Origin of the sequence: Streptomyces sp. NPDC052023 (genome assembly GCF_044548465.1) — a bacterium.
Taxonomy (GTDB): Bacteria; Actinomycetota; Actinomycetes; order Streptomycetales; family Streptomycetaceae; genus Streptomyces.
This window is the reverse complement of the sequence record NZ_JBIUBW010000015.1, coordinates 1-12,807: the sequence shown is the minus strand read 5'-3', so window position 1 is coordinate 12,807 and position 12,807 is coordinate 1. Positions and strand designations below refer to the sequence as shown.

The 12,807-nt window shown below is 70.8% G+C and carries 12 protein-coding genes; 4 read left to right on the top strand and 8 right to left on the bottom strand.

Going from position 1 to position 12,807, the window contains the following annotated elements:
• Positions 1 to 196: 196 nt before the first annotated feature.
• Both ACIHCM_RS26115 and ACIHCM_RS26110 read right to left on the bottom strand, forming a co-directional pair.
• Positions 197 to 1,570 carry an NAD(P)/FAD-dependent oxidoreductase gene (locus ACIHCM_RS26115; RefSeq protein WP_399900389.1) on the bottom strand — a complete coding sequence of 458 codons (1,374 nt, stop codon included), beginning with the start codon at positions 1,568 to 1,570 and terminating at the stop codon, positions 197 to 199.
• A gap of 227 nt (positions 1,571 to 1,797) precedes the next feature.
• Entirely contained in the window at positions 1,798 to 2,184 is a 387-nt protein-coding gene (locus ACIHCM_RS26110; RefSeq protein WP_399900386.1) for an STAS domain-containing protein, read from the bottom strand.
• A 224-nt stretch (positions 2,185 to 2,408) separates the two neighbouring features.
• Between ACIHCM_RS26110 and ACIHCM_RS26105 the strand changes: the two genes are divergently transcribed.
• Both ACIHCM_RS26105 and ACIHCM_RS26100 read left to right on the top strand, forming a co-directional pair.
• A complete protein-coding gene (locus ACIHCM_RS26105; RefSeq protein WP_399900383.1) occupies positions 2,409 to 2,780 on the top strand; it encodes a PRC-barrel domain containing protein in 372 nt (123 codons plus the stop codon).
• Between the two features lie 52 nt (positions 2,781 to 2,832).
• Positions 2,833 to 3,309 carry an ATP-binding protein gene (locus tag ACIHCM_RS26100; RefSeq protein WP_399900380.1) on the top strand — a complete coding sequence of 159 codons (477 nt, stop codon included), beginning with the start codon at positions 2,833 to 2,835 and terminating at the stop codon, positions 3,307 to 3,309.
• Between the two features lie 6 nt (positions 3,310 to 3,315).
• On the opposite strand, the gene ACIHCM_RS26095 is transcribed toward ACIHCM_RS26100, so the two are convergent.
• Positions 3,316 to 3,750, bottom strand: coding sequence for an ATP-binding protein (locus ACIHCM_RS26095; protein ID WP_399900378.1), 435 nt, complete (start codon positions 3,748 to 3,750; stop codon positions 3,316 to 3,318).
• 354 nt (positions 3,751 to 4,104) lie between these two features.
• Between ACIHCM_RS26095 and ACIHCM_RS26090 the strand changes: the two genes are divergently transcribed.
• The gene (locus ACIHCM_RS26090) at positions 4,105 to 4,392 is read left to right on the top strand and encodes a DUF4190 domain-containing protein (RefSeq protein ID WP_399900375.1); all 288 of its coding nucleotides are present in this window, start codon (positions 4,105 to 4,107) and stop codon (positions 4,390 to 4,392) included.
• A gap of 6 nt (positions 4,393 to 4,398) precedes the next feature.
• Here ACIHCM_RS26090 and ACIHCM_RS26085 read toward each other — a convergent pair whose 3' ends face one another.
• Positions 4,399 to 6,300, bottom strand: a complete 1,902-nt coding sequence (locus ACIHCM_RS26085; protein WP_399900372.1) for an AMP-dependent synthetase/ligase — start codon at positions 6,298 to 6,300, stop codon at positions 4,399 to 4,401.
• Between the two features lie 155 nt (positions 6,301 to 6,455).
• Between ACIHCM_RS26085 and ACIHCM_RS26080 the strand changes: the two genes are divergently transcribed.
• Positions 6,456 to 6,689, top strand: a complete 234-nt coding sequence (locus tag ACIHCM_RS26080; protein WP_399900369.1) for a DUF6480 family protein — start codon at positions 6,456 to 6,458, stop codon at positions 6,687 to 6,689.
• Between the two features lie 57 nt (positions 6,690 to 6,746).
• Here ACIHCM_RS26080 and ACIHCM_RS26075 read toward each other — a convergent pair whose 3' ends face one another.
• The 4 genes from ACIHCM_RS26075 to treS form a co-directional block, all read right to left on the bottom strand.
• Positions 6,747 to 7,835, bottom strand: a complete 1,089-nt coding sequence (locus ACIHCM_RS26075; protein WP_399900367.1) for a glutamate--cysteine ligase — start codon at positions 7,833 to 7,835, stop codon at positions 6,747 to 6,749.
• 106 nt (positions 7,836 to 7,941) lie between these two features.
• Positions 7,942 to 10,179: a 1,4-alpha-glucan branching enzyme gene (gene glgB / locus ACIHCM_RS26070; RefSeq protein WP_399900364.1), complete on the bottom strand. Its 2,238-nt coding sequence runs from the start codon at positions 10,177 to 10,179 to the stop codon at positions 7,942 to 7,944.
• A 5-nt stretch (positions 10,180 to 10,184) separates the two neighbouring features.
• Entirely contained in the window at positions 10,185 to 11,567 is a 1,383-nt protein-coding gene (locus ACIHCM_RS26065) for a maltokinase (protein WP_399900361.1), read from the bottom strand.
• A gap of 28 nt (positions 11,568 to 11,595) precedes the next feature.
• The coding region (gene treS, locus ACIHCM_RS26060; protein WP_399900358.1) for a maltose alpha-D-glucosyltransferase at positions 11,596 to 12,807 on the bottom strand (1,212 nt) is incomplete at its 5' end.

The window sequence follows — 12,807 nt, the reverse complement described above, 5'->3', positions numbered from 1 at the left end:
GCCTCTCGGCCGGTGTCCCGGGTAGGACCGTGGGGTCGATCGTGACCATCGCGGCCCGGGGCGTTCCGTCGATGCGCCACCGCGGCCGGGCGTCAACGTCGGCGCCCCGCCTCCCGGCGCGCTGCTGCGCAGCGGCGCACGCGGCAGGCCCGCACCCGATGCCGCCCGGCATCCAGGTGCGGGCCCGCGTGTCGCCTCAGCCCTGTGCCGCAGGCCCCTCCACCTGGGCCCGGACCTGCTCCGGTGACAGGTACGAGTGCGTGTACTCCGAGTCCGTCAGCTTGGCCGGGCGGCGGGCCTGGAAGCCGGTGCGGACGAAATCGTCGCCGGCTGCCGCGTTGAGCAGCCAGTTGGTCATGACGCGGGTCTTGGCGACGTTGGTGCGCAGCGCCGACCAGTGGTAGCCGCGGGCGACCGCCTGGGCGGGCAGGCCGCGCAGCTCGATGCCCAGGGGCTTGGAGACCGCGTCGCGCCCGCCGAGGTCGACGACCAGGCCGAGGTCCTTGTGCACGTACGGCTGCATCGGCTGGTTCCGCAGCGTCGCGATGACGTTGTCGGCGACCTTCTTGCCCTGCCGCATCGCGTGCTGGGCGGTCGGCGGGCAGACCGCACCCTTCTCGTTCTTCGCCTCGTCGGGCACCGCCGCCGCGTCGCCCAGCGCGAACACCCCGTCGTGGCCCGGCAGGCTCATCTCCGAGGTGACCGCGAGCCGTCCCCGTACGGTCTCCGCGCCCAGCGTGGCGATGAGCGGACTGGCGACGACGCCCGCCGTCCAGATCAGCGTGCGCGTGGGCACCACCCGGCCGTCCGTGAAGGTCACCTCGTGCGGGCCCGCCTTCTCGATCGAGACACCGAGCGAGATCTCGATCCCGCGCCTGCGCAGCACCTCCTGGGCGCTGCGGCCGAGCTTCTCGCCCAGCTCGGGCATCAGCTTGGGCGCGATGTCGATCAGATGCCACTTGATCAGGCGCGGGTCCAGCCGGGGATAGCGCTTGACCGCGTTGCTCGTCAGACGCTGCAGACAGGCCGCCGTCTCGGTGCCGGCGTAACCGCCGCCCACCACGACGAACTGCAGCCGTGCGGCACGCTCGGCCGGATCGTGACTGGCGTCGGCGAGGTCGAGCTGCGAGATGACGTGGTCACGGACATAGGCGGCCTCCGCCAGCGTCTTCATCCCGAAGGCGTTGTCGACCAGCCCCGGGATGTCGAAGGTCCGGGTGATGCTGCCGGGCGCCAGCACGATGTAGTCGTACGGCACGTTGACGATCTCGTCGGTGATCGTGCGGATCACGCAGACCTTGGACTTCAGGTCCACGCCGATCGCTCCGCCCGGGATGATCCGCGTGCGATAGCGGCGGCTGCGGCGCAGGGACAGCGCGATCGACTGGGGCGTCAGCACGCCGGAGGCGACCTGGGGGAGCAGCGGCAGATAGAGCTGGTAGGCGAACGGCGTCACCAGGGTGACCGCGGCCTCGTCGGGGGAGAGCCGGCGCTCCAGGCGCCGTACACACTCCACTCCCGCGAAGCCCGCGCCCACCACCAGGATCCTGGGTCGTGTCACGATGTCCATCCCTTCCGCGGTTCCGGGCGGTCTGCCTCGACGCCATGCGCGTGCCCCTGGATCGCGGCTTCGCACCTGCACCTGAATCGATCCCACCGTGCCGGTGGCCGCTGCGCCAGTCGGGTGCGGCAGGCAGACGAACGGCGGACCACGGCGGCCCTGCCGGGCCCGCGATCCGCGCGTACCGGCCGGAAGGGCCGGAAGGCAAGAAGGCCCCGGCGCTCAGGCCTGTCGGCTCACCCCTCCGGCTCCGAGGACTGCTGCGCGTCGATCAGCGCCAGCGCGTCGTCGGCACTCTTGGACACCGGCACCGTGATGCTGACGCCGGTGAGGTCCAGGACCCGCTGGACGGGCGGCGTGGGCGAGAGGATGTGGACGCTGCCGCCGCTGCGGCGGGTCTCCTGATAGATGCGCAGGATGATGTTCATACCGGACGAGTCCATGAACGGCACCTCTGACACATCGAGGACGAAGTGACGCCGGCCGTGGTGCAACTGGTTCGCCAGGTGATGCTGGAACTCGGTCGCGGTGTCGACGTCCAGATAACCTTCGACCCGCACCAGGGCGACGTCCTCCCGCGGCAGCGTGACCTCGACGGACAGCGGGTTCTGGGCAATTGTCACGAGTACCTCCAACAAGGCTGACGGCCAGGGCTGGTCACCCAGCTCGGCGCACTCGGTGCACGCCCCTGAGTCGATCAACTACGTCGATCATCACGTCGATCGACGCGAGGCGCGCGTACCCCCGTAGCGGCTTCTCATGCAGTACGCCACCCGCCGAATGCCGACAGGGACCGGGGGTAGTGGGAGCTGTGGAGCACATGCGCGAAGGAGGAGGAGTCATCGGCGTGACCATCGACAGAATCTGGTCGTACGCACCGGGCGCCGGCCAGGTCGCGGAGCGCGACCTGACGGGATTCACCGTCGACGCCACGGACGGCACGCTCGGACACGTGGACCGGCTGGCGGACCCGCACGGCATGCGGCATCTGGTGGTCGACACGGGCGTCTGGGTGTTCGGCAGGAGTGTCCTGGTTCCGGTGGGCCTGATCACGGGCATCGACACCGAGCACCGCCAGATCTCGCTGGCCTGCACCCGCGCGGAGGTCAAGGAGGCCCCGCGCTTCCGCACCGACAGCGAGACGCTCGACCCGCATTACCTGACGACGGTGGGTGACTACTACAGCAACCTGCCGCCGCGCGAGCCGACCACCACCTGACCTCAACCGACAGTCCCCGCAGTGGGCGCAGAGCCGAGGAAGACGACACCGCATGGACAAAACCGACGTCGCAGCCCCCGTCCGCGCCGGACACCCTACGCCCGGCCGCGCACATCCGGCCGGCCCGGTGCGCACCGCGGCCGAGGCGCGGGCGCATGCCCTGTCGGTGGTCCTCGACGAGTGGAACTCGGCCTCCCGCACGGCGCACGAGCGGGACGTCATCGATCTGCAACTGGTCGTCTCGGAGCTGGTCAGCAACGCCATCCGGCACGGTGGCGGGCTGGCCGGCTTCGAGGCGGTGCCGACGCCGGACGGCGTAAGCCTGGCCGTCCATGACCACAGCGAGGCCGTCCCCGCCGCGGCCTTCGGCTCCGGGGACCTCCCCAGCGGCCACCACGGCAGCGGCTACGGCTGGCCGCTGATCATCCGGCTGGCCCGGGACATCGCCGTCGAGCCCCGTCCGGGGGGCGGCAAGACCATCCGCGTGCTGGTGCCTCTGCGGGCCGCACCGGCCCAGGCGTCCGGCTGACCCGCCTCACCAGGGCAGGAAGACGTGCACGTCCTTGCCCCGATCGTCGCTGACGACGCTCACCTGGTCGCACAGCGTCTGGATCAGATGCCAGCCGATGCCGCCACCGCCGGTGTTCGGATGGAACGGGCGGGGCGCCGGTGCCGTGCTGCTGGTGTCGTGCAGGGTGACATGCACCCCGTCGAAGGTCCGCCTGATCCGTAGCTCGAAAGGCCCGGGGGCGTACTGGACCGCGTTCGCGGCCAGCTCCGTGACGACCAGCAGGATGTCATGCCAGGACTCGGGGGTCGCCGGCGGTGCCGTGCGGGCCAGGTCACGGAGGAAACCCTCCGCGGCCAGGCGCGCGCCGGTCACGTCCTGCGGCTCGCCCGGGAAGCCGGCCGTCCGGCTCGGGATTCCTTGGCCAGCCAGTGTTCCGTCCCAACGCGGCTCGGTTGCCATGTCGCCTTTCCAGCCTCTCGTCCGCAAGGCTGCGCTTCTGTCTCTCGGGTCGCACTCTGCGGGTTCCCGTACCCATGGGGCCTACGCGTCTCACCTCGTCGGAAGTACCCGGATCGCCGAAGCGGGCGCCTGCCTGCGCGAACGCCGGACCACCTCCCGGAGCAGGAAGCTGTCCCGTGAACGCAAAGAGAATGTTCGCGTCCCGGAAAGTCCCCGCGAAGAATACGCCACCGCACACGCCCGGCGGCGGTGCGAAGACCCCAACAAATGTGACTGTGCTGTGAATTGACGGGCACTCGGGAAGCACGCGAAGAGCGGAATCATCCCCCTGATCCCGAACTCGGAGGAAAAGTGATGACCGGTTACGGAAGTACCCCCGCCGCGTCTCCCGGGTCACGCACCAACGGCCTGGCCATTACGAGCCTCACCTGCGGAATCATCGGCATCTTCCTCTTCAATGTCATTCTCGGGCCGATAGCCGTCGTGCTCGGTGCCGTCGGAATGCGGCAGGCCGCCACCAAGGGCGGCGGCGGCATGGCCAAGGCCGGAATCATCCTCGGCATCCTCGATCTGGTGATCTTCGGCGTGCTCCTGGCCCTCGCCGCCTCCGACGGCGGCTTCAGCTGGTACGTCGGCGGCTGACCAGGCCTACCGGAACACGCTGTCGGAGTCGTCCCAGCCGGCCGGTTCCTCCGGCGTGGCGAGCCGGGGCGGGCGTGAGCGTGCCTGGTACATGGCGTCGATCTCCCCGGCGTAGTGCCGCACGATCGCGTCCCGCCGCAGTTTCATCGACGGCGTCAGCAGCCCGTTCGCCACGTCGAACGGCTCCGGCAGTATCCGGAAGACCCTGATCGACTCCGGGCGCGAGACCGCGCTGTTGGCGGCCGCCACCGCCCGCCCGATCTCCTCGCGCAGCGCGTTCTCCTCGCGCGCCTCCCGGACCGGCGTGTCGCCTGGCAGCGCCAGCCCCGCCCGCCAGTGCGCGAGGAAGTCGGGGTCCAGGGTGATCAGCGCACCCACGCACGGCCGGTCGTCGCCCACGACGACCGCCTGGTGGATCAGCGGATGCATCCGCAGCCGCTGTTCCAGCGCGGCCGGGGCGACACTCTTGCCGCTGCTGGTGACGATGACGTCCTTCTTGCGTCCCGTGATCGTCAGATAGCCCTCGGAGTCGAGGCGCCCCAGATCGCCGGTGGCCAGCCAGCCGCCCCACAGCGCGGCCCGTGTCGCCCCCTCCTCGTTGAGGTAGCCCTGGAACACGGAGGGGCCGCGCACCAGGATCTCCCCGTCCTCGGCGAGGCGGATCTCCATGCCCGGCAGGGCCTGCCCCACCGTCCCGGACTTCTCCCGCCCCAGCGGCTGCATGGTCACCCCGCCACTGGTCTCGGTGAGGCCGTAGCCGTCGTGCACGTAGATGCCGATGCCCTCGTAGAACAGGGACAGTTCACGGTGGAGCGACGAGCCGCCCGAGGTCCCCCGGCAGATCCGTCCGCCCAGCGCGGCCCGCAGCCGGCGGTACACCGTCCGCTCGTACAGCGCGTGTTGCATCCGCAGCTCGAACCCGGGCCCCGGCCCCCGGCCGAGCCGCTGCCGCTCGGTCGCCGCCGCGAAGGCCCGCGCCGTCTCCGCGGCCCGCTCGAACAGGGCACCACGGCCCGCCTGTTGCGCCGCGCGCAGGAAGTTCTTGTAGATCTTCTCCAAGAGTGACGGGACGGCGTAGAGGTAGGTCGGGCGGAAGGACTGCAGCGCCGCCGCGAGCGACTCCGCGCTGGGGTCCGGCTCGTGTGCCATCAGCAGCCCGCCGCGGATGCACAGCCCCTGGATCATCAGGCCGTAGACATGTGAGAAGGGCAGAAAGACGAGGACGCGGACCTGCTCGCCGGGGGGCGCCGCCGTGTGGGCCCAGCCGGCCAGCAACGTGTCGCACGGGGCGGCGAGGCCGCGGTGACTCAGCGCGCACCCCAGGGGCCGTCCCGACGTGCCGGAGGTGTAGGCGATCACGGCGGTGGAGTCCGGCAGCACGATGCGGCGCAGCGAGTCGACCGTGAGCGCCGGCAGGAACTCACCGCGCGCCGCCAGTTGCTCCAGCGCGCCGGCGTCCAGCTGCCAGACGTGCCGTAGTGCGGGCAGCCGCGCGCACACGGGGCCGATGGTCATCACGCCCTGCTCGTCCTCGACGACCACGGCCACGCAGCCCGCGTCCCGCAGGATCCACTCGACCTGGTCGCGCGACGACGTCGGATAGATCGGCACGACCTCCGCACCCACCGCCCACAGGGCGTGGCAGAGGACGGTCCACTCGTACCGGGTGCGGGCCATGATCGCCACGCGGTGGCCCGGCGCGATGCCGGCGGCGACCAGCCCTCTGGCCAGGTCTACCACCTCGTCCCGCAGTTCGATCGCCGTGACCTCCTCCCAGCCGGTAGAGGGACCGGTGCGGCGCGCGATCAACGGCAGGGTCGGGTTCGCCTCCGCCGTGTCGAAGATGCTGTCGGCGAGACCGCCTGTCAGGGGCGGGACTGCGGGGGGAGCGAGGGCGAAGTCGCGCATGCGCTGCTCCTGACGTGTACGGGCTGTGACCTCGCCGACGAGAACCGTTATCGACGGTGGTCGAATCTAGCCCAGGTCAGACCGTTTCGTGCCGGGAACCGGGAACTGGACCGTCCGCCTTGATGATCTCGACGGGTTCGGGGGACTCGGGGGACATGAGTCACACCAATCCCGATCCCGAACCCGACCGCTCGACAGGGCTGGAACCGGGCGGCGGCGTACCCCCTGGGGAGACGCCGCCCGCGGAGAGCAGCATGCCGGGAGCCCTGCCCCGGGACACGCACAACCCGGCAAAGGGCTGGGCCAAGGCCCCGCTCACCCTGATCCTGGTCATAGTGGTGCTGGTCGCCGCCTTCTTCCTGGTGTACAGCCTGGTGCTGATGCTCTGACGGCACACAGTCCACCGACGCCACATCACGAGCCCGCGTCACTCCAGGCGCGGGGCGTCACGCCTGGGTCTGCCGCGCGCACTCCAGGACGACGTCCCGCAGGCTCCTCCTGCGCTCCAGCAGCTCCCGCTGGATTCGCGCTCCGTTGCCGCGCCGCAGCAGATCCGCGCAGGACTCCTTCGCGCGGTCCAGGTCTCCGTTGTCCGCGAGCGCGTCGCCGACATGCTCCAGCAGGGCACGTACGACCGTCTCGGCGGGCGCGGGCCGCATCGCCGCCGGGTGCAGCAGTTCGCCCGTGAGGCCCGAGCGGGCGGCCCGCCAGGCGGCGAGGCGCAGCACGCTCACGCTGTGCTCGTCCGGGCCCCGGCCGGCCCGCCACTCGCGCGCGGCCGTCTCCACGAGCCCGCGGGCGAGCGTCGCGACCAGCACGGCGGTGTCCGCGTGCAGGCAGACGTCCGCGACCCGGATCTCGACGGTGGGGTAGTTCCGGGACAGCCGGGCGTCGAAGTAGAGCATCCCCTCGTCCAGGAGGGTCTCGGTGGCCATCATGTCCGCGACCCGCCGGCGATAGTTCGCGGCCGAGCCGTACAGCTCGGTCGGTCCGGCCGACGGCCAGCGCTGCCACACCCGGCTGCGGTAACTGCTGTAACTGGTGTCCTTGCCCTGCCAGAAGGGCGAGTTGGCGCTCAGTGCCGCGAGCACCGAGAGCCACGGCCGCACCCGGTCGACGACCGCGACGCCCTCCTCGTCGGATTCCACCGCCACATGGACATGACAGCCCAGGACGAGCTGCTCCTGCGTGGCGATCCCGTACTGCTCCGCCATCCACTGGTAGCGGTGGTGCGCGCCGACCGCGGGCTTGACCGGCAGCGGCGACGTGGCCAGCGCCGCCACCGAGCAGCCGATCTCCCCGGCGTTGCGCGCCGCCTCCCGGCGGCAGCGGACGATCTCCGCACTCAGCTCCGACATCCGCGTCTGCGGGTGCGTGTTGAACTCCAGCATCTGCTCGTGGAGTTCCTTCTCGAAGACGAAGCCCTCGGCATGGTCGTGCGCGGCGCGCGCCAGCACCGCGGCCGACCGCGCACGCGGTTCCCCACTCTCCGGGTCCACCAGGAGGAGTTCCTCCTCCACACCGACGGTGCGCACCTCACGCGGCCTTTCGACGACCTTCTACGACGGCGGGGACCCGCCGTACGTCTCCGAATGCCCCCGGAAGGCAACTCGAACACCTGAAAGCCGTGAGCGGCCGCCGTCAGGCCGGGCGCAGCCAGACCGTGGCCAGGGGCGGCAGGGTCAGCCGGATACTCGCGGGACGGCCGTGCGACTCATGCGCCTCCGCCTTGACGGGGTCGGGGTGGGTGATGTCGCTGCCGCCGTACCGCGACGCGTCCGTGTTGAGGACCTCCTGCCAGGCGGGGATGTCGCCGGGGACCCCGAGCCGGTAGTCGTGCCGGACGGCCGGGGAGAAGTGGGAGATCGCCAGCAGCGGCACGCCCTCCTCGTCGTAGCGCAGGAAGGCGAAGACGTTGTCGTCGGCCGCGTTGCACTCCACCCACTGGAAGCCGCCGGGATCCGTGTCGCGCTGCCAGAGCGCCGGCGTGGCCAGGTAGCGGGCGTTGAGATCGCGGACCAGGTCCTGGACCCCGCGGTGATCACCCGCAGCGCAGTGGCCGGGATCGAGCAGCCACCACTCGGGGCCCTGCTCCTGGGACCACTCGCCACCCTGGGCGAACTCCTGCCCCATGAACAACAGCTGCTTGCCGGGGTGGGCCCACATGAAGCCCAGGTAGGCGCGGTGGTTGGCGCGGCGCTGCCACCAGTCGCCGGGCATCTTGCTCACCAGGGCCTGCTTGCCGTGGACGACCTCGTCGTGCGAGATCGGCAGCACGTAGTTCTCGCTGTACGCGTAGATCATCGAGAAGGTCATCTCGTGGTGGTGGTACTTGCGGTGGATCGGCTCCTTGCTCATGTACTGAAGCGAGTCGTGCATCCAGCCCATGTTCCACTTCAGCCCGAACCCCAGGCCGCCGCTGTCGGTCGGCCGGGTCACCCCGCCCCACGCGGTGGACTCCTCGGCGATCGTCACCACACCGGGCGCACGCCGGTAGACGGTCGCGTTCATCTCCTGCAGGAACCGCACGGCGTCCAGGTCCTCACGCCCGCCGAAGACGTTCGGCGTCCACTGGCCGGAGTCCCGCGAGTAGTCGAGGTACAGCATCGAGGCGACGGCGTCGACGCGCAGGCCGTCGATGTGGAACTCCTCGCACCAGTACACGGCGTTGGCGACGAGGAAGTTGCGCACCTCGGTCCGCCCGAAGTCGAACTCGTACGTCCCCCAGTCCGGGTGCTCGGCCCGCTGCGCGTTCCCGGGTTCGTACAGCGGGTCCCCGTCGAAGCGGGCCAGCGCCCAGTCGTCCTTCGGGAAGTGGGCCGGTACCCAGTCCATGATCACGCCGATACCGGCCCGGTGGCAGGCGTCGACGAAGTACCGGAAGTCGTCCGGGGTGCCGAGGCGGGAGGTGGGCGCGTAGAAGCCGGTGACCTGGTAGCCCCAGGAGCCGCCGAAGGGGTGCTCGGCCACGGGCATCAGCTCGACATGGGTGAAGCCCAGGTCTTTCACGTAGGCGGGGAGTTCCTCCGCCAGCTGCCGGTACGTCAGCCCGGGGCGCCAGGAGGCGAGGTGGACCTCGTAGACCGACAAGGGGGCCCGGTGCACCGGCGTGTCCCCGCGGTGCGCCATCCAGTCCCGGTCGCCCCACTCGTAGTGCGAGGCGGTCACGATCGACGCCGTGTCCGGCGGCACCTCGGTGCGGCGCGCCATCGGGTCGGCCTTGAGGAACCGGTGGCCGTACTGCGAGGTGATCTCGAACTTGTACGCGGTGCCCTCGCCGACGCCCGGCAGGAACAGCTCCCACACCCCGCTGGCGCCGAGGGAGCGCATCGGGAACGCCGTCCCGTCCCAGTGGCAGAAGTCGGCCGCGACCCGCACCCCGCGCGCGTTCGGCGCCCACACCGTGAAGCGGGTGCCGGTCACGCCCTGATGAGTCATCGGCTCGGCGCCGAGCGCCTGCCACAGCTGCTCGTGCCGCCCCTCCCTGATCAGATGCAGGTCGAGCTCGCCCAGGGCGGGCAGGAAGCGGTACGGGTCGTGGACCTCGTGCTCGTCCTCCCCGTACGCGACCAGCAACGTGTACTCGGGGACCGTCTGCCAGGGCAGTACCGCCGAGAACAGGCCGTCGCCCTCCGAGGTGAGCGCGGCGCGCTCCCCACCGGCGAGTACGCTCACCGCGCGCGCGAACGGCCGCAGCGCCCGCACGGCGATGCCGCCGGGTACGGGATGCGCACCGAGCAGAGCGTGCGGGTCGTGATGGGCGCCGGCCAGCAGGCGCCCCCGGTCGGCCGGATCCAGCTCAGGGGCGCACCCGCCCGGCGTCCGGACGGACGGGAGCGGGCCGGAGGCTTCCGGGGATGAGATGTCGCGCAGCGCCACGGCTTTCAGTCTCCTCTCACGGCGAGTCGTTCGATCGCCGCCATGGGTACGGGGAGCCAGTCCGGGCGGTGCCTGGCTTCGTACAGCACCTCGTACACCGCTCGGTCCGTCTCGTAAGCACGCAGCAGGCCGTGCTTCTTACGGGGATCCCAGCCGGCTCGGGCCGCATAGCCCGCACAGTAGGCCTCCCGGCAGCGGCGCGCCCACTGAGGACGCCAGGGCCGGCGCTGCCGGGCCGCGTAGTCGAAGGAGCGCAGCATGCCCGCGATGTCCCGGACCGGGGACTGCGCGGTGCGCCGTTCGGCGAGCGGACGGGACGGCTCGCCCTCGAAGTCGATCACGAACCACTCGCGGCCCGCCCGCAGCACCTGCCCCAGATGCAGATCGCCGTGGATACGCTGAGCGGGTGGCCCGGCATCGCACGTCAGCAGCGCGCTGAACGCCGACCGCAGCCCGGGGACGAACGACCGGAGCGCCGGAACGCTGTGCGCGGCGGCGTCGAGGCGTTCCGTCATCGCCGCCGCGGTACGTCCGTTCTCGGACCGCCCGTCGGCGGCGAACGCCGCGGCCAGCGCCAGATGCACCTCTGCCGTGGCCTGCCCCAGTTCATGCGCCTCGGCCGTGAAGTCACTGCCGGTGGCGAGCGCGTGCAGGGCGAGGGTCCAGCCGTCGGAGGCGTTGCGCAGGAAGGGCTGGAGCACCCCGAGCGTGGCCTCCTGCGGCTGGGCCGTGCAGAACCAGGCCACCGGCGCGGGCACCCGCTCGCAGCCCTGCCCGGCCAGTGCGCCGGGCACCTCCAGGTCGGGGTTGACGCCCGGCTGGATCCGGCGGAAGACCTTCAGGATGAACTCGTCGCCGTACACCAGAGAGGAGTTGGACTGCTCGGCGTCCAGCACACGGGGCACCAGACCGGCCGGGACCGGCTTGGCCGGGTCGGCCTCGAAACGCAGCGGGCCCGCGGTGCCCGGACGCCGCAGACGCTCCAGCAGCAGTTGCGCCGAGCGGAGGTCCTGGAGGGCGTCGTAGACCGTCATCCCGGCCAGTGGGCCTTCCTGCGCCTGACCGATCAGGGCCCGGCCCAGGCGCGGTGACGGATGCTGCCGGACGCCGAGGAACAGCTGGTAGCAGTCACCGGGCGGGGTGGTGCCGCCGGGGGAGGGCACCCCGGCGAGACCGCTGTGGCCTCCCGCGTGACCGGCGTGCACGAGCAGGTGCAGACAGCCCGGGAACAGTTCCGTCAGCGACAGCAGGCGCAGGTCCGTGACGGGCCTGTCCTTGCCGGCGAACCAGCGCTGCCGCGGCAGCCACTCGCGCAGCAGCCCGTCGAGCGAGGACATGGGCGCGGTGAGGCCACTGTCGCTCGGCAGGAGGGATGCGGTCTTCGTCATGGTGCCGCCTCCTTTCGTCGGCGCACGCTCACAGTCGTCGGCCGATACGAGATGCGACTCGGACGAGCCGGAACCAGTAGAAGCCGTGGCCCCCGAGGGTCAGCAGGTAGGGCAGTTCGCCGATGGCCGGGAAGCGCACCCCGCCGAACAGCTCGACCGGGTGCCGGCCCGCGAACTCGCGCAGGTCCAGCTCGGTCGGCTGGGCGAACCGGGCGAAGTTGCTGACGCAGAGCACCAGGTCGTCCTCGTACTCACGCAGGAAGGCGAGCACCGCGGGATTCGACGACTGCAGTTCGGTGTACGAGCCGAGCCCGAAGGCGGGGTTCTGCTTGCGGATCTCGATCATCCGGCGCGTCCAGTGCAGCAGCGACGAGGGCGACGCCATGGACGCCTCGACGTTGGTGACCTGGTAGCCGTAGACCGGGTCCATGATCGTGGGGAGGCTGAGCCGGCCCGGGTCGCAGGTGGAGAAGCCCGCGTTGCGGTCCGGTGTCCACTGCATCGGCGTGCGCACCGCGTCGCGGTCGCCGAGCCAGATGTTGTCGCCCATGCCGATCTCGTCGCCGTAGTAAAGGATCGGGCTGCCGGGGAGCGACAGCAGCAACGCGGTGAACAGTTCGATCGTGTGACGGTCGTTGTCGAGCAGGGGAGCCAGCCGGCGCCGGATGCCGATGTTGGCGCGCATGCGCGGGTCCTTGGCGTACTCCGCGTACATGTAGTCGCGCTCTTCGTCGGTGACCATCTCGAGCGTGAGCTCGTCATGGTTGCGCAGGAAGATGCCCCACTGGCAGTTGGAGGGGATCGCCGGGGTCTTGGCGAGGATCTCCGAGACCGGGTAGCGGGATTCCCGCCGCACGGCCATGAAGATGCGCGGCATGACGGGGAAGTGGAACGCCATGTGGCATTCGTCGCCGCCGGAGGTGTAGTCGCCGAAGTAGTCGACGACGTCCTCCGGCCACTGGTTGGCCTCCGCCAGCAGCACCGTGTCCGGGTACAGCGCGTCGATCTCGCGGCGGACGCGCTTGAGGAACTCGTGCGTTGCCGGAAGGTTTTCGCAGTTGCTGCCTTCCTCGGCGTACAGGTAGGGCACGGCGTCGAGCCGGTAACCGTCGATGCCCAGGTCCAGCCAGAAGCGGAGGGCGGCCAGGATCTCCTCCTGGACGGCCGGGTTCTCGTAGTTGAGGTCCGGCTGGTGGGAGAAGAACCGGTGGAAGAAGTACTGCTTGCGGACCGGGTCGAA

Bases quoted from the DNA above. Each gene is read 5' to 3' on its own strand.
- ACIHCM_RS26115 (WP_399900389.1), bottom strand. From the start codon at position 1,570: ATGGACATCGTGACACGACCCAGGATCCTGGTGGTGGGCGCGGGCTTC.
- ACIHCM_RS26080 (WP_399900369.1), top strand. From the start codon at position 6,456: ATGAGTCACACCAATCCCGATCCCGAACCCGACCGCTCGACAGGGCTG.
- ACIHCM_RS26090 (WP_399900375.1), top strand. From the start codon at position 4,105: ATGACCGGTTACGGAAGTACCCCCGCCGCGTCTCCCGGGTCACGCACC.
- ACIHCM_RS26095 (WP_399900378.1), bottom strand. From the start codon at position 3,750: ATGGCAACCGAGCCGCGTTGGGACGGAACACTGGCTGGCCAAGGAATC.
- ACIHCM_RS26100 (WP_399900380.1), top strand. From the start codon at position 2,833: ATGGACAAAACCGACGTCGCAGCCCCCGTCCGCGCCGGACACCCTACG.
- ACIHCM_RS26065 (WP_399900361.1), bottom strand. From the start codon at position 11,567: ATGACGAAGACCGCATCCCTCCTGCCGAGCGACAGTGGCCTCACCGCG.
- ACIHCM_RS26085 (WP_399900372.1), bottom strand. From the start codon at position 6,300: ATGCGCGACTTCGCCCTCGCTCCCCCCGCAGTCCCGCCCCTGACAGGC.